We start from the raw sequence: 18,861 nt of genomic DNA, 5'->3' as shown, positions 1-18,861 counted from the left end.
TCAATGATTTAGCGTCTCCCCCGGATAAGGGGGAGAACAAAGGAGTAAGACTCAGACTTCCGCCAGCCTTTCACCCGTTGCCGCATCAAACAGATGGATCGCTTCGCTGTTGGCTTCCAGATACAACGGCTGGTCGGCGCTGACGCGGGCGCGTCCGGCGAACTGTACATGCAGCGGAAAACCGCTCCAGTCGATATGCAGCAAACTGCTTTCCCCTGTGACTTCAAGCAAACGCAGTGTGGCTGCCGGTTGTACGCTGTGCTGCACCGGTCTGATATCGTGCGGCCGCAGGCCGAGGGTGACCGGCTGTCCTTCGGAATGCCGTGCCTGCAACGCCCATTTTTCCGGCAGTGCGAACCACAACTGATTGCAGGTCACGCCCGGCTGCCCGTCGATATTCTGGAATACGCCATTGAGCAGGTTCATTGGCGGCGAACCGATAAAACGCGCCACAAAAGTATTGACCGGTTTGTCATAAATCGACAGCGGGTCGCCTTGCTGTACGATAAAACCGTCTTTCATCACCACGATATTATCGGCCAGCGTCATCGCCTCTATCTGATCGTGCGTCACGTACACCGTAGTGGTGCGAAACTGCTGATGCAGGGATTTGATTTCTGCCCGCAATTCCATGCGTAACTGGGCATCGAGGTTGGAAAGAGGCTCATCGAACAAAAACACTTTCGGATTACGCACCAGCGCACGGCCCATCGCCACGCGCTGACGCTGACCGCCGGACAAATCTTTTGGCAGGCGTTTCAGCAGATGATCAATGCCCAGCACTTTCGCGGCCTGTTGCACTTTGGCTTGCTGTTCAGCCTTAGGCACTTTTTTCACCTGCATGTGAAATGCCATGTTTTCAGCCACGGTCAGATGCGGGTACAGCGCGTAACTCTGGAACACCATTGCAATATCACGATCCGCAGGGTCAAAATTATTGATCTGCTGTTTATCGAGCAGAATATCGCCGTCAGACAGTGACTCCAGCCCCGCCAGCAGGCGCAGCAACGTGGATTTCCCGCAGCCAGACGGGCCGACCAGTACGGTGAAACTGCCGTCAGGAATGGTCAGATCCAGCGGTTTGAGGACCTGCACTTTGCCATAATGTTTGGCGACTTTTACCAGTTCAACCAGAGCCATTTAGATTTTCTCCACAAGGCCAAAAAGCGATTGCCAGTCAGGATAACGGCGCGGGGAACTGCTGATCGCGCAACCGGCGACGCGCACACCCCATTGCAGCGCCGTGGCAGGCGGCAGGCCATAAATCAGCGCGGATAAAAATCCGGCGTTAAAACTGTCTCCGGCACCGATGGTATCGACCACATCGACCGGTTCAGCGTGCTGATGCAACGTCAGGTTTTTCGCCCATAAACGCGCACCCTCCGGCCCGCATTTCGCGACGCAAAAAGCATTCTCAGCCATCTGCGACAGTAACCCCAGCGCCGCAGGATCCAGCGTTTCAGCGTCCGCCAGCCCGAGCGTTTCGACTTCATTGAGCAGCAGCGCATCGCAGAATGGCAGCCAGTTTGCCGCCTGTTCACGTAACGCGTCGCTCCAGTCTTCCGGCGGCCAGCCACTGTCGACAGCCACCTGATAACCCCGTTGTTTCAGCGCTGCCAGCAGTTGCGGATAGTCAGCATAAAGTGCGGTACACAGCCAGGTGCCGCACAGCAATACCCAGTCACCAGACCGGGCGGTTTGCGGGATTTGTGCCAGTACGTCCTGCATGGATAAACGGACGATATGCCCCTGATTGCTGAAAAACGTCCGCTCGTGATCCGGATGCGTCACGCCAAAGGTCAGCGAGGTTTCGCAATCGTACGTCGGCCAGAGCGGTGCGCTTTCCGGGAACATTGCCGCCAGCCAGCCGCTGAACTGGTCATTGCCCTGATTCGCCACCAGACGAAAGGGCGCTCCCAGCGCCGAGACCGCCAGCGCGCAATTTCCCGCAGAACCGCCGGGGCGCAGTGTGCTGCTTTCGAGCATCGCTTCGGTGCCTTTTTTCGGCCATTCATGCAGCGTGCTCATGATCAAATCCACATTGATATTGCCCGCCACGTACAGCGTGGCGCGGGCGTCCGGTCGGGTAGTCATTGATGAGGTTTCCCTGATGTTCATAATCAGCCCTTGCTGCCGCCGGCGGTTAACCCGCTGACCAGCGTTTTTTGCAGCCAGAGTGCAATAAAGAGCGGCGGAATGGCCGCCAGAATGCCGACGGCGGCAATCAGCCCGTCATCGGTGGCGCGCCCGGCAGTGAAACCAGCGATGGTTACCGGCAGCGTCTGGGCGTTGATATTGTTGGTAAACAGCAATGCGTAGAAAAATTCATCCCACGCCAGCAGCCAGCCGAACATTGCCGAAGCACCCAGCGCCGGTTTTGCCAGCGGTAATGTGATGCGCAACAACACCTGCCAGTAACGAAGCCCGTCGAGGCGTGATGCCTGTTCGATATCCACCGGCAACGCATCAAACTGGTTTTTCAGCATCCAGGTCAGGAACGGTAAAATCATTGAGCAATACACCAGGATCAGCCCGATATGCGTGTTCAGCAGAGTCAGCTTTTCCAGGATGAAGTACAGCGGCAGCACGAAGGCCACCGGCGGCACCATGTAAATCGCCAGACTGCCAAACAGCCAGCCGTCGCGACCGGGATAACGGGAAAAACTGTAGGCGGCAGGAATGGCCAGCAGCAGGGAAATCACCGTTGCGCCACAGGCGACCAGCAAACTGTTACCGAGCGCGTGCAAGAACAATGCACCGGGCTGACCGGCCTGCAAGGTCAGCAGGCTGGCGTAACGACTGAAATCCCAGTGACGCGGCAGCCATTCGAGCGGAATACGGGTCAGATCTTCCGCCGAGCTGACGCTCATCAGGAACATCCATAACAGCGGCGCAATAATCGACACCGCCAGCAACAGTGCGGCGAAATAGCGTAAAACGAGCCGGATTTTTTGTTTCATTCGGCGCTCCCTGAACGACGCTGGCGCAATAACATCACCATATAAATCAGAATAAGCAGGGCGCAGATCAGCGTCATGAGAATGGCGTAAGCCGCGCCGCTGCCTGCACGCAGATAGCTGAAAGATTCCTGATAGACAAAGAAACTGACGGTTTTTGTGCTGTCGAGCGGGCCGCCTCGTGTCATGACATAAATGATGTCGAAGATTTTAAACGCATCGATGGTGCGCAGGATAAGCGCCACGGCCAGCGGGGCGGCAATCGCCGGTAAGGTGATTTTACGGAAACGACGGAAAGCTGATGCGCCGTCCAGTCGCGCGGCCTCGAACAAATCTTCCGGAATAGTTTGCAGCGCCGCCAGCACCAGCAGCGTGATCAGCGGATAGTTCTTCCAGATATCAGCGAACATCACGGCATTAATGGCGGAAGACGGGTCACCCAGCCAGCTGCGGTAAGTATCAATCAGCCCGAGCTGGGAAAGCAGGGCGTTGATGCTGCCGTAATCCGGATTGAAATTCAGCCGCCACATCGTCGCGTTGACGATAGTTGGCAGAGCCCATGGCAAAATTACCAGCACGCGCAGGGCGCTGCGTCCCCAAAATTGCTGGTTCAGCAACAGTGCCACCAGCACGCCGATAATGCCTTCGATAATCACAGAAACCACGGTGAAATAGAGTGTGCGCCAGAGTGCAGCGCGAAAATCAGGATCCGTCAGGGCATAGATAAAATTATCGCTGCCCACCCAGTTGGGCGCAGAACCGTCACCAATCAGGCCGGCATCGGTAAAACTGAGCCACAGCGTGCGGGCCAGCGGCCAGGCAGTCAGCAGAAACATCATCAACAACATGGGTGCCAGAAGCAGCCAGGCCTGACGGCGCTCGCGTTGCGGTAAAGTCAACATAATGAATTTCCGTGGTGTTGGTGCGCCCGTCAGGCCAGTACCTTCAGGGCGTTGTGTTGGCTTTTAAAAACTCAACGTAAACGGTCAGCGGCGGTTGTTGAGGCTTCCATACCGTCTTTTGCCGGGGTTTTACCCTGCAATACCGCCTGAATGTTTTGCTGCAAAATGTTCGACAGACGTGAGTAATCCGCCGTCACAGGGCGCGACAACATCACGTTCAGCGAGGTTTTCGCCGCAGCGATCAACTGCTCCTGATCTTTCTGTACTGCCGGATCTTCATAAGAAGATTTCCAGATTGGCAGGCTAAGTTTGGCGTATTTGTTTTGTACCGGTTGCGAGGTCATGTAGCTGATGTATTCCCACGCCTGATCCGGATGCGCGCTGGCTTTGGCGATGCCCAGACCCATCGAACCGTTAACGCCTGAAGCGCCACCTGCGGCTTCACCCGGCGCCGGGATCACGCCGACGTCACCCGCGACTTTGCTCTGTTTCGGGTCGTTGGCCATGTTGTACATGTACGTCCAGTTCAGTGCGAAAGCGGCGTCGCCGTTGGAGAATGACTTACGCACATCTTCTTCCAGATACTCGCGGGAGTTCGGGTTGGTCAGCCCTTTATCCAGCGTCTCTTTCATATAATTGATGGCTTTCATCGCGCCGGAATTGGTGAAATTCAGTTTGCCGTCTTTATAGAAATCGCCCTTAAACGCGGAAACCAGTGTGGTGTAGTCGCACAGCAGCGCTTCGGACTGTGACCAGCTCCAGACCAGCGGATATTTCACGATGCCTTTTTCTTTGAGGATCTCAGATTGCTTCTCAACGTCAGCCCAGGTGGCAGGCGGAGTGGTGATCCCGGCTTTAGCCAGCATGGCTTTGTTGTAATACAGATATTTGGTGTCGAGGATCCACGGCATTCCCCAGCGTTTATCTTTGTAGGTCACGGTAGAAATCGCGCCGTCAAAAATCTTGTTGCTTTCGTCCGCAGGAATACGCGCCGTCACGTCCTGCAACAGGCCGTATTTGTTGAATTCAGCAGGCCAGATGGCATCGAATAACACCACGTCGTAGCCTTTGTCTCCGGCACCGCGTGCGGCAACGATTTTGTCATGCAGCGCTTCGTAAGGCACAAATTCGAGATTCACTTTGATATCCGGATGCTGCTTAGTGAAATCTGCGGTCATGGCACGGATATCCGCTTCGCTGTACGCCGCCTGCGTCATAAACAGGGCACTGAGCGTGGTTTCCGCCAGCGCATTGACGGAATATCCCAGGGTGAGAGCAGAGAGGGCGCACAGGGTGGCCGCAGGGGAAAGTCGTAGGCTCATCGTCATTCTCCGAAACAGGGTTAAGTTTATTAAATCAATTTGATTGCTTTAATCGGCTAAAAAAAATGGGAAGGCATAGTTCTGCCAGTCCCTGCGTCCCTGCCGGATTGTGCTACTGGATCTGAAGGTGAATCTTAAAAACATTGGAAAGCGAATAGTGACTGGCGATTATTATTAACATGGCAATAACATTCAAAGCTGTGATGGCACCGTCATATTCATATTCTGTTATTTATAAAATCAATTTGATTGCTGTAATCAGTCGCCACATACTGCCCTCAAGGTCTTCACCGTGGAGAGGCATGTGATAACAACTTCTGGCACCAATCTTGAGCACGCCCGTGCTCACAATCGCCGGGTGGTCATTGAAGCCATTCGCCTTAACGGTGAACTCACCCGTGCCGAAATTGCCCGGCTGACGTCACTGACTCCGCAAACCGTTTCTAACATCGCTACCGAACTCGAGCAGGCGGGGATTTTGTCTTCCCATCTGCCACGCCGTGCGGGAGGGCGTGGTCAACCAGCAACGCCACTGACACTCAATCCTGACAGCGCCTATTCTATCGGCATCCATCTTGATCATCAGTCGCTGCTGATTGTGCTGGTGGATCTGACGGGAACCGTCCGCTTTCGCAAACTGATCCATGTACAGAAACCTCAGCCAGAGCCCACGCTGGCTCTTATCGATCAGGTTCTGCAAGAAATGCGCCAACAGGTGAAAATTGACTGGCGAAAAATCCTGGGTATGGGTGTGGTGATGCCGGGCCCGTTTGGCGTGGAAGGGATTTCGTCACAGGGGCCGACCACGCTGCACGGCTGGGATCACATTGATATTGAAGCCCGTTTAAGCGCCGCGACCGGCTGGCCGGTGACGCTGGAAAACGATGCCACCGTCGCCGCCATTGGTGAGCGTTTTCACGGTGTGGCTAAGCAGTTATCGTCGTTTGTGTATCTGTATATCGGCACCGGACTCGGCGCAGGTATCTTCACCGACGGGCAGATTTACACCGGTCATGCACACAATGCGGGCGAGGTCGGCCACATTGTGGTGCAACCGGGCGGTCGGGAATGCTATTGCGGCAACAAAGGTTGCCTGGAACGCTATGTTTCTTTGCAGGCCGCGTATGAAGCCTGCGGTCTGGAACCGTTGTCTGCGATGCCGGAAGACCTGCTTACCGTGGACGAAAAGCTGTTTGATCAATGGCTGGATACCGCTGTCGAACCGGCGTTGCAGGCCATCAATATTATGGAATGCGTGTTCGATGCGCAGAGCGTGGTTATCGGCGGAACGATGCCTAAGCCTCTGGTGGAGAAGCTGATCCAGCGTCTGACACCACTCTACAGTTCGGTCCGCAGCCGCTACGCACAAAGTGCCCGCATCCGTCTCGGCATGTCCGGCAGTGACACTGCGGCCTTGGGTGCGGCGGCACTGCCGATCTTCGACGAATTCAATCCGCAATATGAGGTGTTACTGAAGTAGAGTTTCCTCCGGCTCTAAAAAACATCCACACGGTCTGACCAATCGGTCAGATTTGGCATACGCTTTGCACATGTTCTGTTATCAATCATGAATGTGAATGTTGCAGAGAAGGTAAATGCCATGAGTCAGATCATCACCCGCGCTGTACGCGGCAATTTCTTCGATATCCGCGAGCCGGTGTTGCGGCCGGAAGATTTTGAAGCGCAGGTGCGCTATATCGAAGACGGCCTGATGTTGCTCAGCGGCGGTCACATCGTCTGGCTGGGCAACTGGCAGGAGGGTGAAGGCAGGCTGGCGCTGGCACAAAAAACCGCAGGCCTGAAAATCGATGATTATCGCGACAAACTGATCGTGCCCGGTTTTGTCGATACGCATATCCACTATCCGCAAACTGAAATGATCGGCGCTTACGGCGAGCAACTGCTCGAGTGGCTGACCCGATATACCTTCCCGACCGAACAGCAATATCACTGCGCGGATTATTCAAAGCGCATGTCGAAATTCTTCCTCGATCAGCTGTTACTCAACGGCACCACCACGGCGCTGGTGTTTGGCACCGTGCATCCGCAGTCGGTCGACGCACTGTTTAAAGAGGCATCCGACATCAATATGCGCCTGGTGGCGGGCAAGGTGATGATGGACAAAAACGCCCCCGATGCCTTGCTGGAAACCCCTGAAGAAAGCGAGCGTGATACGCGCGAATTGATTGCGCGCTGGCACAACCGTCAGCGCCTGAGCTACGCGCTGACGCCGCGTTTTGCGCCGACATCTTCGCCGGAGCTGTTGCAAAAAGTTCGACTGCTTAAACAAGAATTCCCCGATGTCTACATGCATACCCATCTGAGCGAAAACGTTGCCGAGCTGTCGTGGGTTAAAGAGATGCACCCGGAACATCAGCATTATCTCGACGTTTATCATCAGTACGGTCTGACCGGCGAACGCTGTGTGTTTGCGCACTGCCTGCATCTGGATGACAGCGAATGGGATTGCCTGCACGACACCGATTCGACCATTGCTTTTTGTCCAACGTCCAACCTGTTTCTGGGCAGCGGCCTGTTTAATTTGCAGAAATCCTGGCAGAAGCAGGTGCGCGTCGGGATGGGCACGGACGTCGGTGCGGGTACCACTTTCAATATGCTGGAAACACTGTCGGAAGCTTATAAAGTCGGACAACTTCAGCGCTATCGTTTATCCGCCTTTGAAGCGTTCTATCACGCCACACTCGGCGGCGCACGGGCGCTGCATCTTGACGACAAGATTGGCAATTTCAACGCTGGTAAAGAGGCCGATTTCGTGGTGCTCGAACCGGGTGTCAGTGCATTACAAAAATTGCGCGCCTCCAACAGCAAAACGCTGGCCGAAAAGCTGTTTGTGCTGATGACGCTGGGTGACGACCGCAATGTTTACTGCACGTATGTCGATGGCGAACAGGTCTATGCGCGGGATGCTGGGCAGGGGGAATGTTGCGCATGATGAACAATGAAACCGGTGGCAAAGTCCGCGTTGCACGCGAGCGCACGCTGGAAAATATCCACGCTGCCGCGATTGCAGAATTCAGTGAAAAGGGCTTTCAGGGCGCGACGACTCAGGCCATTGCCCGGCGTGCGGGGATCAAAAAAGCCCAGCTGCACTATTACATCGCCGGGAAAGAAGAGTTGTACGAAGAACTCTTGCAGAAAGTACTGAAAGTCTGGGGCGACATCATCCAGTTTGACCCGTCGCTCAGCGAACCGGAAGCGGTGCTGAGTCGCTATATCCGTAACAAACTCAATTTCAGTTTTGACCAGCCCGAACTGTCGCGCATTTTCACCAGCGAAGTACTCGGAGGCGGTCATTATCTTCACAAATACTGGCCGCAGGCCACGCAGAATATCACCGGCAAAGAGAACCTGATCCATCAGTGGATTGAACAGGGCAAAATCCGCGCGCTGGATGCCCGTCTTTTCATCATGCATATCTGGGCGGTGACGCAGTATTACGCCGATTTTGCGGTTCAGGTGAAGCATATGTACGGCAATTTTGAAGGCGATGAACAGGCGCGTGAGCACATTATCGATGAAGTGACGACACTGATTCTGAACGGCTGTAAGACAGGAGACTGCGCATGATCCAATTTCTGATGAACGGCAGGATCCACACGGAAAATCTGCCCGCTGACACGACGGTATTACAATATCTGCGCCGCGATGCAGGGCGTTGCGGTACTAAAGAAGGGTGTGCTTCCGGTGATTGCGGCGCCTGTACGGTGGTGCTGGCTGAACCGCAAGGTGATGCGTTGTCCTACCGGACCGTCAATGCCTGTCTGACATTTATGCCCGCGGTGCATGGTAAACAACTGATCACCGTGGAAGATCTCAAACACCGTGGCGAACTGCATCACGTGCAGCAGGCGATGGTGGATAACCATGCCTCACAGTGCGGTTTCTGCACACCGGGGTTTGTGATGTCCCTGTTTGCGCTGGAAAAACAGCAGCAAACTTTCAGCGTCGCACAGACTCAGCACGCGCTTTCCGGCAACCTTTGTCGCTGTACCGGTTACCGGTCGATCATGGATGCGGCGAAAGCCATTTGCGACGCGCCGCAACCGGATCAGTTTGATGCCGATGCCGGGCTGACGCTGGAGAAACTCCGTGCGATTTCAGCCACCGGAGAACCGGTCAGTATTGATGAACTGGCCGACCGTTATCTTGCTCAACCTGATGCCCGACTGGTGGCCGGGGGGACGGATCTGGCGCTGGAGGTTACTCAACGCTATCAGCGTCTGCCTGAACTGATTTCGCTGAGCCATATTCCCGGACTCAAAGTTATTACGCTGACCGGTCAGGCTATTCACATTGGTGCGGCGGCACCGCTGAGCGACTGTATGCCGGTCTTACACGATGAATTCCCTGAATTCGGCGAGTTGCTGGAACGCTTCGCCTCACAGCAAATCCGTAATCAGGGCACCTTTGGCGGCAATATTGCCAACGGTTCGCCCATTGGAGACGGCGGACCGGTACTGCTGGCGCTGGGTGCTTCGTTGTTACTGCGGCGGGGCGCGGAACAACGCGAATTGCCGCTCGATAAGTTCTTCCTCGGTTATCGCAAAACGGCGTTACAGCCCGGCGAATTTATCGAACAAATACGCATCCCTCGCAGCACTTCGGCGGCGCGCCAGTTGCGGATTTATAAAGTGTCGAAACGGCTGGAGGATGATATTTCCGCCGTCTGCGCGGCTCTGCACATCGAAGTGCAAAACGGCGTGGTGATACATGCCCGCGTGGCGTTCGGCGGCATGGCGGAAGTGGCGAAGCGCGCTATTTCCTGCGAGGCACAACTGCTCGGTCAACCCTGGCAGACGATGACTATCGAGCGTGCCTGTCAGGCGCTGGAACTGGATTTCACCCCTGTCAGCGATTTCCGTGCCAGTCGCGAATACCGTATGCAGGTGGCGAAAAACCTGCTGCGCCGCTGTCATATCGAAATGACTTCTCCTGAAACCCTGATGCGGGTAACTCACTATGTCTGAATCTAAACCGGCTCTTTCGCAACAGGAAATGGAGACGCTGTTCCGGGCAGGATTGCAGAGCGGCGTCGGCAAAAGCCAGAAGCATGAAAGCGCGGATAAACACGTCAGCGGCGAAGCAGTGTATGTCGACGACCGGCTGGAATTCCCCAATCAGTTGCACCTGGTGCCGCTGCTCAGCCCGCATGCGCACGCCGACATTTTGCATATCGATACCGAACCTTGTTACGCCGTGCCCGGTGTGGTGCGGGTGATGACCGCCGAAGATGTGCCGGGCAATCCGGACATTGCGCCGCTCACTTTTGGTGATCCGCTGATGGCGCAGGGCATCGTGCACTATGTCGGCCAGATTGTGCTGGTGGTGGCGGCAACCTCAATGGAGGCCGCCCGTGCCGCAGTCGCGCAGGCGAAAGTGGAATATCAGCCGCGTGACGCCGTACTGACCGTGAAACAGGCGCTGGCGCTGGAACATTACGTGGAAGAGCCGCATCAGCATAAACGCGGGGACGCTGAAATGGCGCTGGCCTGTGCGCCGCACCGTTTGCAGGGTGAACTGGAAATAGGCGGCCAGGAACATTTTTATCTCGAAACGCAGATTGCTTCGGTGATGCCCGGTGAAGACGGTGCGATGCTGGTGTACAGCTCGACACAACATCCGACCGAAGTGCAAAAGCTGGTGGCCTCGGTGCTGGATTTGCCGATGCACAAAGTGGTGGTTGATATGCGTCGCATGGGCGGCGGTTTTGGTGGCAAAGAGACGCAGGCGGCGGGGACGGCGTGCCTTGCGGCGCTGGCGGCGCATCTGACCGGACGTCCGGCGAAAATGCGTCTGGCGCGTCAGGATGACATGCTGATCACCGGTAAACGTCATCCGTTCCACGTCAGTTATGACGTCGGGTTTACTGATGAGGGCGTCATTCACGGCATCGACATTAAACTGGCGGCTAACTGTGGTTATTCGCTGGATCTCTCCGGTTCTATTGTCGATCGCGCGATGTTTCATTCTGATAACGCCTATTACCTCGGCGATGCGCTGATCACCGGTTATCGCTGCAAAACTAATATGGCGTCGAATACCGCTTATCGCGGATTTGGCGGGCCGCAGGGTATTGTGGCGATTGAGCACATTGTCGATCACATCGCCCGTGAACTGGGGCTGGATCCGCTGACCGTGCGTAAAAATAATTACTATGGTCAGGAAAGCCGCAACGTTACGCATTATCACCAGCCGGTCGGGCAAAACTTGTTGCAGGAGATGACGGCGCAACTGGAAGAGAGTGCAGACTATACAGCGAGACGTGACGCTGTCACAGAATTTAACCGCCACAACCGTTATCTGAAAAAAGGTCTGGCGCTGACGCCGGTAAAATTCGGCATTTCATTTACCGCCAGTTTCCTCAATCAGGCTGGCGCGCTGGTACTGGTGTATACCGACGGCAGTATTCAGCTCAACCACGGCGGCACCGAAATGGGACAGGGGCTGAACACCAAAGTTGCGCAGGTGGTAGCCGAAGTATTTCAGGTCGATATCAGCCGCATTCAGATCACCGCCACTGATACCGGCAAAGTGCCGAATACGTCGCCAACCGCCGCGTCATCCGGCGCTGACCTGAATGGTAAGGCCGCGCAGAATGCGGCGGAAATTATCAAAGGGCGCATGGTTGAGATGCTGATGCGTGTTTATGATGCGCAGGAAACGGACATCACTTTCAGTAACGGCCAGGTGCGGGTTAACGATCAGTATTTCAGTTTTGAACAGGTGGCCACCCAGTGCTGGCTGAATCAGGTGCCGCTGTCCAGTACCGGGTATTACAAAACGCCGAAGATTTTCTACGACCGCAGCAAAGCCGCCGGACATCCTTTCTATTACTTCTCCTACGGCGCAGCCTGCGCAGAAGTGCTGGTCGATACGCTGACCGGAGAATACAAACTGCTCAGGGCAGATATCCTGCATGACGTCGGCGATTCGCTCAATCCGGCGATTGATATCGGTCAGGTGGAAGGCGGGTTTGTGCAGGGCATGGGCTGGCTGACGACGGAAGAACTGGTGTGGAACGACAAAGGGCGGTTAATGACCAGTGGTCCGGCAGCCTACAAAATTCCGGCTATCGGCGATATCCCGCAGGACCTGCGCGTGAAACTGGTGGAGAACCGCAAGAACCCGGAGGACACGGTTTTCCATTCCAAAGCCGTCGGTGAGCCGCCGTTTATGCTCGGGATTTCGGTCTGGTGTGCAATTAAAGACGCCGTTGCCAGTCTTGCTGATTACCGCGTGCATCCGCATATCGATGCGCCCGCCACGCCAGAAAGAGTGCTTAACGGTCTGAATCAGTTACATTTTTCATGTGACGTTGTCATTTGTGATTCTGCCGAACGCGTCAACGTTACCGGCTAACGGAGGTTCTCATGCGTACTGATGACTGGATAACCCGTCTGCACGATCTGCAACGGCGCGGCGAGCCGTGTGTGGTAGCGACGCTGGTCGAGAATCAGGGCTCCACGCCACGTGATGCGGGCAGTAAAATGTTGATCACCGCTGACCAGATATTTTTTACGCTTGGCGGCGGTAATCTGGAATTTCAGGTGACCAGCATTGCCCGTGAAATGCTTGCATCTGGAGCCAAAACCTCCCGTTTCGAACGCTTTTCCTTAGGAGCCCGGCTCGGGCAATGTTGCGGCGGCATGGCGTCGGTGTTGCTCGAACCGCTCGGCCAACCGCAGCCGCATGTGGTGGTCTATGGCGCGGGGCATGTCGGACGGGCGCTGGTGAATATTCTCAGCACGTTGCCGTGCCGTATTACCTGGGTAGATGCCCGTGCCAGTGAATTCCCCGTGGTAGTGGATCCACAAATTACCTGCATCGTCGATGAAGAACCTGAAGGTACCGTGCCGCAGATGCCCGCCGGCAGTTATTTCATGGTGCTGACGCATGATCATCAGCTGGATTTCGCCCTGAGCGAGGGGATCCTCAAACGTGGAGATTTCCGCTATTTCGGACTGATTGGCTCGGAGACTAAGCGTAAACGCTTTGACTACCGGTTATCGGGGAAAGGGATTTCGGAGGAGCAGCTGGCAAGAATGCGCTGCCCGGTCGGGCTGCCTGATGTACGCGGCAAACTCCCCGCAGAAATCGCCGTAGCCATTGCCGGAGAGTTTATTGCCGCGTATGGCGCGCACAGTCAGGTGGTCAGCTGAGTTTTTTGAACTCGAAGGTGCCGCCGAGTGCGACGGCGTAACGGCTGATGGTGGTCAGAGTTGGGGACGCGACACCGTTTTCCAGGCGACTAATATTTTGCTTTTTAAGCCCGGTGCGGCGTGCAATGTCTTGCTGTGTCAGGGACTCTGCAATTCGCATGGCTTTGAGATCTGCGACCATTTTTTTATGCATTTTGTGTGCGGCGTAAGCGGCGACAAACTCGGGATTCTTCATCGCTTCCGCTTTCACCACGCTAAAGGGGATCAGTTCATAGTCATCATCATCGTCAATCATGCTTCATTCCTTTTGACCGTTTTCATACGTTTTATAGCCAGCTCTAAATCATGGGGAGGCGTCTTATCCGTCTTTTTATGAAGTATATGGACGACATAAATACGGCGACCCTTCATAAAAAAGTAAAACGCTCTGCCCAGACCATCCCGGCTGGTAACCCGAATCTCTCGTAATCCTTTTCCAACATATCTTACTAAGGGTTCTTGCAGATCAGCTCCGTAGTTCTCAAGATCTTCCAGTGCATCAACGACAGCGGCATAAAGTGTCATAGGCAATTTCAGAAGTGTTTTCTGAGCACTGGGCAACAGGGTTACGTCGTACACAATCGCTTTCCTTGCGGTGGAGTATGATTACTCTTTGTTCAAATAGGAAGTAATCATTTATGATTCTTTTCAAACCGGAAGCTGTCTCGTATTTCTGCCTGCTTCCGCCGTTTCGTGTGATCACGAACAAGCATTCTGTCCCTCTTTTTCACCGTGATCAGATGGACGGTGTTTTCCTCCGCGATGTCTCGCAAAAAATAACTCACTGAAACATCAGTCAAACCAAACCTTCGCCACCGGTTCATAAAACAGTCACAAAACCGCAGTAATTTGTTTCCTCATCGAACAGGCCATTGCCGCACTGAGGAAACCTCCGACGCATGTCTGCTATCCAGATCTCCCACCTGAGCAAATCCTTCACCATCCAGCCGGTGTTAAATGATGTTTCGTTGAATATCCGGCACGGCGAGTTCGTGGCCGTGCTCGGGCCTTCCGGCTGCGGAAAAACGACTTTACTGCGCACTATTGCCGGTTTTGAGCCGGTCAGCAGCGGTACGATCACCGTGGGAGATCGTCTGTTTTCATCATCTGACTTTCATGTGGCGCCGGAGAAACGTGACCTGGGCATCGTGTTTCAGAATTACGCGTTATGGCCGCACATGTCTGTTGAGGAGAACGTGGCGTACAGCCTGAAAGTGGCGGGAATGGATCGTAATGAACGCCGCACCAGAACGCAGGATGCGCTGGCGCTGGTCGGTTTAGGTGATTATGCGACGCGTCGTCCTGCGGATCTGTCCGGTGGTCAGCGGCAGCGTGTGGCACTCGCGCGTTGCCTGGTGACACGCCCCGGTGTGGTGCTGCTGGATGAGCCGCTGGCGAATCTCGATGTGCATTTGCGTGCAGCGATGGAGGAGGAGTTCAGCCGTTTTCATCAGCATACCGGCGCGACGTTGCTGTATATCACGCACGATCAGCAGGAAGCGATGGCGATTGCTGACCGCGTTGTGGTGATGAATGAAGGTAAGGTCATGCAGTTCGCGACACCGCAAACGTTATACCGGGAACCGGCTAACGCCATGGTTGCGTCCTTTATCGACGATGGTCGCGTTATTCCGGCACAAAACATCCTGCCAGCAGAAGGCGGCAGTGCTCTGGCTGAGATTCTGGGGATGCGAGTCCGCTTGCGGGCATCACCTGACCAGACTCCGGTTGTCAGCGCACAAGTTTGTGTTCACGCCGATGATTTACGCTTTGCTCAGGCCGGTGAACAGGGTATCGCTGCCCGTATCACCCGGGTGATTTATCGCGGGGGATATCATCAGTATGACGTTGAACCCTTAAGCGCCCCCGAACTGCGGCTTTCACTGCATTCATCTGCCGGCAGACGTTGGTGTATAGGTGACAATGTCACCTTTATCATCACTGACGGCTGGATCATTCCTCAGTAATTTTCATTTCTTAAGGACAGGGCTACGAACATGTTTAATAAAATAAAACTTACGTCTTCCGCTTTGACTTTGGCAGTGGCGCTGTCAGCTCCGGCATACGCCGCAGATGCTGCTTCAGGCAAACTGGTGGTTTATACCTCGCAGGCTCCTGAAATCGCGCAACAGACCATCGATGCCTTTAAGGCGGCATATCCAAATGTACAGGTGGAATGGACGCGAAATGGCACCACGCAGTTAATGAATGTGTTGCAGACGGAAATGATGGCCGGTGATGTGAAAGCTGATGTGCTGCTGGTCGCGGATTCCATCAATCTGGGTGCGCTGAAAAAAGACGGCAAGCTGATGGCTTATGCCGATGCACCGGTGGGGAATATCAGCCCGAATTTCTATGACAAAGATAAAACATGGTTTGGCACCAAAATCATTGCCACGGTGATTGCCTATAACACTAAAAATGCCAAACCCGTAGACAGCTGGATGGCGCTGACCGATCCACAAAACAAAGGTCAGGTGGCAGTGCCAAGTCCTCTGTATTCCGGTGCGGCGTTATATCATCTGCATACGGCGATTAATACGCCTGACATTGGCTGGGCGTTCTATCAGAAACTGGCGGCAAACGGTATTACACCGGAAGGGGGTAATGGCCCAGCGCTGAAGGCGGTCGCCAGCGGAATGGCGAAATACGGTGTGATCACGGACGCCGATATTATCCGTGCCAAAAAACAGGGCTCACCGATAGATCTGGTTTATCCGAAAGAAGGGGCTTCTTCCGTGACGGAACCGGTCGCGATACTGTCCGGAGCGCATAACGTACCGGCAGCAAAAGCGTTTGTCGATTTCATGCTGTCGCCACAGGGTCAGCAACTCGTGGCGAAGCAGGGCAACCGTCCGATTGATGCCGGCGTTGCGGCGCCCGAAGGATTTGCTCCGATGGATTCAATCAAACTGCTGACCCTCGATTCAGATAAAGCCGTCGCAGACGACAAAGAAGTCCGCGCAAAATTCACTGAAATCTTTGGTGGCTGACAGCACAAAGGGCAGATAAATGAGCGTGATGAGTGAAATCCAGCGCCGGGTAACCCCTTCGCGTCGTGGGTGGCCGGGCAGTGAGAAAGTGGTGCTCTGGGGACTAACGCTGTTGATAGGCATATTATCGATAGCGCCTCTCACACGGCTGGTCTGGGCGGCAATTGCCCCCGATGGCGTGCCGGACATCACACGATTTATGCATCTGCTGGGTACCCGCAAAGTGGTGTCCGCCACGGTGAATACGCTGACGATTGCCATTATCTCAACACTTCTGGCGATGTTGCTGGGTACGGTGGCGGCGCTGCTGATTGCGCTGACCAATCTGCGCGGTAAGCAGGCATGGGTATTTACCTTTATTCTGCCACTGATGATCCCGCCGCAGGTTACGGCACTGGCGTGGGTGCAGGCGCTTTCACCGTCGAGCCCGGTTTTGCAATTCCTGGGGCTCAGTTTACCCGCCGGTTCACCTTCACCGTTGTATTCGCTGACCGGCATTATTGTTTTGCTGGGGCTGCATAACGCGCCGCTGGTGTTTCTGATGGTGCGTGCAGGATTACGCAGGCTTCCGGCTGAACTGGTGGAAGCGGCACGCAGCGGCGGAGCTAAACCCTGGCGGGTGCTGTTTACAGTGATTTTGCCGCTGGTACGTCCGGCTATTTTTGCGGGTGCGGCACTCTCTTTTGTCACCTCCGCGGGCAATTTTGGTATTCAGGCGATGCTCGGTATTCCGGGGCGGATCCCGACGCTTATCACGCTGGTTTATCAGCAGCTCAACAGCGTGGGCGCATCGGCTCTGGCGGATATGGCCGTGCTTTCATTGCTGATTGCCGCGATTACGCTGGCCGGACTGATGTTCAGCCGTTGGCTGGGCGGCCGGCAGGATGTGCGGGTCACCGGTACGCCGCGGGCGTTGCATCAGACACTCGGTCGCTGGCGCTTTCCGGTTGAGGTAGCCGTGTGGGGATGGATGGTGCTGACGCTCATACTGCCAATGTCCGCGTTGCTGACCACCTCGCTGACAACAGGCTTTGGTCAGGCGCTGACGATACAAAGCCTGACGCTGAGCAATTATGCTAATGCGTTGTTTGGCTACCCGGCTATACGACACGCATTTATCACCAGTCTGGGGCTGACCGTGATGACCGCGCTGATACTGACCCTAGTTTCGCTGTTTCTGGCCTATTTTCTCAGCTGGCAACGTACGCGTCTGGTGCGGATTTTGCAGCTGTTCACGGAACTGGCGTACGCATTTCCGGGGATTGTCACGGGCATTGCGGCGATCCTGTTTTTCCTCAGGCCATTGCCGCTGCTGCACATCAGCCTTTACGGCACCGTCTGGATCATTCTGGCGGCATATCTTTCGAATTTCATGGCGCTGGTGCTGCGCCCGACACTGGCCGGATTCGCCCAGATCGAACGCTCGCTGGATGAAGCCGCGCAAATCTTTGGTGCGGGATTCCTGCGAAGAATGCGCGATATCCTGATGCCGCTGGCCGCGCCTTCGGCGATGGCCGGAACTATTCTGGTCTTCCTGACCGCACTCAATGAAATTCAGGTGTCGATTTTGCTGGTGACGTCCGGCACTCAAACCCTCGGGCCGATGATTGTCTTTCTGGATGAAGGCGGTTCATCAACCCTGGCCGCTGCGGTGGGATGTCTGATGATTGTCGTCGTGCTGGGGTTTATGCTGCTGGCCTCGCTGTTCGCGCGTCGCCTTCCTGAAGGCGTCTTGCCTTGGCGGATATGAATGAAAAAGCCTGCTGCATAAACTCGCATCAGGCTTTTTTTTAACAGTTATCGTTTTAGATAGCGGTTTACAGCGTTTTAAGCGGCTCGCTACGTTTCCAGAAAGCAATGGCAGAACCCAGGCACAACAGGTAACCCATCATTTCGGTGCCTTCTTCGACAATATTTTTCACTTCACGGACATAGTCGCCCTGCATCACGGCTTTCCAGATAAGGTTCATTCCGAAGACACGGGAAAAGACCAAGATCAACACCAGACCGCAAACCATATAATGGCAGGCCGGATGGGCCAGAAAAGCAGATAATCCGCGCAGGCTGGTTTTCGGGGTGATACATGCCCAGACAATACAATAGACCGCGATCAGACTGGCAAAATAGACCCATGAGCCATAGTGGATCTGATCAAACAAGGCGTCGAGTTCGCGGATAAGCATACAGAAGAAGAACCCGCCAATCAGGATCATGCCGCCGCGTAATGCCGGATGTTTTTTGGCCTGCAGGAAAAACAGTGCGCTGATGACCAGCAGTGTCAGTTCCTGCAGGATTTCAGTGGCGGAAATTTCCTGCACACCGTCTTTGAATACTGCCACATCCAGCCAGATGACCAATGCAGTGAAGACTGCTCCCAGTGCTAATACGATAAAATTGAGTAAATGTTTCAAAAGTGTGTGTTTCATTATTGTCCTGTTTTCAATACGTTGGTGCGCTTACTTTACATG

The 18,861-nt window shown here is 54.8% G+C and carries 17 protein-coding genes; 9 read left to right on the top strand and 8 right to left on the bottom strand.

Translation table 11 applies throughout. The annotated features are described in order from the left end of the window. Window positions 1–51: 51 nt before the first annotated feature. The 5 genes from ugpC to EC840_RS04215 form a co-directional block, all read right to left on the bottom strand. Window positions 52–1,140, bottom strand: a complete 1,089-nt coding sequence (ugpC, locus tag EC840_RS04235; RefSeq protein WP_112288576.1) for a sn-glycerol-3-phosphate ABC transporter ATP-binding protein UgpC — start codon at window positions 1,138–1,140, stop codon at window positions 52–54. Beyond that, window positions 1,141–2,094: a carbohydrate kinase family protein gene (locus EC840_RS04230; RefSeq protein ID WP_132964063.1), complete on the bottom strand. Its 954-nt coding sequence runs from the start codon at window positions 2,092–2,094 to the stop codon at window positions 1,141–1,143. A gap of 26 nt (window positions 2,095–2,120) precedes the next feature. Further along, entirely contained in the window at window positions 2,121–2,960 is an 840-nt protein-coding gene (locus tag EC840_RS04225) for a carbohydrate ABC transporter permease (RefSeq protein WP_132964062.1), read from the bottom strand. Further along, window positions 2,957–3,859 carry a sugar ABC transporter permease gene (locus tag EC840_RS04220; RefSeq protein WP_112288573.1) on the bottom strand — a complete coding sequence of 301 codons (903 nt, stop codon included), beginning with the start codon at window positions 3,857–3,859 and terminating at the stop codon, window positions 2,957–2,959. Before EC840_RS04220 ends, EC840_RS04225 begins: the two co-directional genes overlap by 4 nt. A gap of 71 nt (window positions 3,860–3,930) precedes the next feature. Continuing rightward, complete coding sequence (locus EC840_RS04215; RefSeq protein ID WP_132964061.1) at window positions 3,931–5,181, bottom strand: extracellular solute-binding protein; 1,251 nt, start codon at window positions 5,179–5,181, stop codon at window positions 3,931–3,933. A gap of 307 nt (window positions 5,182–5,488) precedes the next feature. On the opposite strand from EC840_RS04215, the gene EC840_RS04210 reads away from it, so the two are divergent. The 6 genes from EC840_RS04210 (at window position 5,489) to xdhC (ending at window position 13,361) form a co-directional block, all read left to right on the top strand. Then, window positions 5,489–6,661: an ROK family transcriptional regulator gene (locus EC840_RS04210; RefSeq protein ID WP_207914739.1), complete on the top strand. Its 1,173-nt coding sequence runs from the start codon at window positions 5,489–5,491 to the stop codon at window positions 6,659–6,661. 120 nt (window positions 6,662–6,781) lie between these two features. Next, entirely contained in the window at window positions 6,782–8,134 is a 1,353-nt protein-coding gene (gene guaD, locus EC840_RS04205; protein ID WP_132964059.1) for a guanine deaminase, read from the top strand. After that, complete coding sequence (locus tag EC840_RS04200) at window positions 8,131–8,769, top strand: TetR family transcriptional regulator C-terminal domain-containing protein (RefSeq protein WP_132964058.1); 639 nt, start codon at window positions 8,131–8,133, stop codon at window positions 8,767–8,769. The genes guaD and EC840_RS04200 overlap by 4 nt, the downstream gene beginning before the upstream one ends. Continuing rightward, complete coding sequence (gene xdhA, locus EC840_RS04195) at window positions 8,766–10,169, top strand: xanthine dehydrogenase small subunit (RefSeq protein ID WP_132964057.1); 1,404 nt, start codon at window positions 8,766–8,768, stop codon at window positions 10,167–10,169. The genes EC840_RS04200 and xdhA overlap by 4 nt, the downstream gene beginning before the upstream one ends. Beyond that, window positions 10,162–12,561 (top strand): xanthine dehydrogenase molybdopterin binding subunit, encoded by a 2,400-nt coding sequence (gene xdhB, locus EC840_RS04190; RefSeq protein WP_132964056.1) that lies wholly within the window; start codon window positions 10,162–10,164, stop codon window positions 12,559–12,561. The genes xdhA and xdhB overlap by 8 nt, the downstream gene beginning before the upstream one ends. An 11-nt stretch (window positions 12,562–12,572) precedes the next feature. Next, the gene (gene xdhC / locus EC840_RS04185; protein WP_132964055.1) at window positions 12,573–13,361 is read left to right on the top strand and encodes a xanthine dehydrogenase accessory protein XdhC; all 789 of its coding nucleotides are present in this window, start codon (window positions 12,573–12,575) and stop codon (window positions 13,359–13,361) included. Here xdhC and EC840_RS04180 read toward each other — a convergent pair. Together EC840_RS04180 and EC840_RS04175 are read right to left on the bottom strand one after the other, a co-directional pair. Next, window positions 13,354–13,653, bottom strand: coding sequence for a helix-turn-helix transcriptional regulator (locus tag EC840_RS04180; protein WP_112288591.1), 300 nt, complete (start codon window positions 13,651–13,653; stop codon window positions 13,354–13,356). The two genes, xdhC and EC840_RS04180, sit on opposite strands and share 8 nt — an antisense overlap. Continuing rightward, window positions 13,653–13,979 (bottom strand): type II toxin-antitoxin system RelE/ParE family toxin, encoded by a 327-nt coding sequence (locus EC840_RS04175; RefSeq protein WP_240783287.1) that lies wholly within the window; start codon window positions 13,977–13,979, stop codon window positions 13,653–13,655. Before EC840_RS04175 ends, EC840_RS04180 begins: the two co-directional genes overlap by 1 nt. 320 nt (window positions 13,980–14,299) lie before the next feature. Between EC840_RS04175 and EC840_RS04170 the strand changes: the two genes are divergently transcribed. From EC840_RS04170 to EC840_RS04160, 3 genes are read left to right on the top strand one after another with little or no spacing between them, the layout of a single operon-like run. Next, window positions 14,300–15,367: an ABC transporter ATP-binding protein gene (locus EC840_RS04170; protein WP_132964054.1), complete on the top strand. Its 1,068-nt coding sequence runs from the start codon at window positions 14,300–14,302 to the stop codon at window positions 15,365–15,367. A gap of 30 nt (window positions 15,368–15,397) precedes the next feature. Further along, the gene (locus EC840_RS04165) at window positions 15,398–16,393 is read left to right on the top strand and encodes an ABC transporter substrate-binding protein (protein WP_165929005.1); all 996 of its coding nucleotides are present in this window, start codon (window positions 15,398–15,400) and stop codon (window positions 16,391–16,393) included. A 19-nt stretch (window positions 16,394–16,412) separates the two neighbouring features. Further along, the gene (locus tag EC840_RS04160) at window positions 16,413–18,143 is read left to right on the top strand and encodes an iron ABC transporter permease (protein ID WP_132964053.1); all 1,731 of its coding nucleotides are present in this window, start codon (window positions 16,413–16,415) and stop codon (window positions 18,141–18,143) included. A 67-nt stretch (window positions 18,144–18,210) separates the two neighbouring features. Here the strand turns inward: EC840_RS04160 and EC840_RS04155 are convergent, their stop codons facing one another. Then, the gene (locus tag EC840_RS04155; RefSeq protein WP_129638238.1) at window positions 18,211–18,819 is read right to left on the bottom strand and encodes a hypothetical protein; all 609 of its coding nucleotides are present in this window, start codon (window positions 18,817–18,819) and stop codon (window positions 18,211–18,213) included. Between the last annotated feature and the right edge of the window lie 42 nt (window positions 18,820–18,861).

It is taken from the genome of Rahnella sp. JUb53, from assembly GCF_004346065.1.
GTDB lineage: Bacteria > Pseudomonadota > Gammaproteobacteria > Enterobacterales > Enterobacteriaceae > Rahnella > Rahnella variigena.
This window is presented reverse-complemented; position numbering and strand designations above follow the sequence as displayed.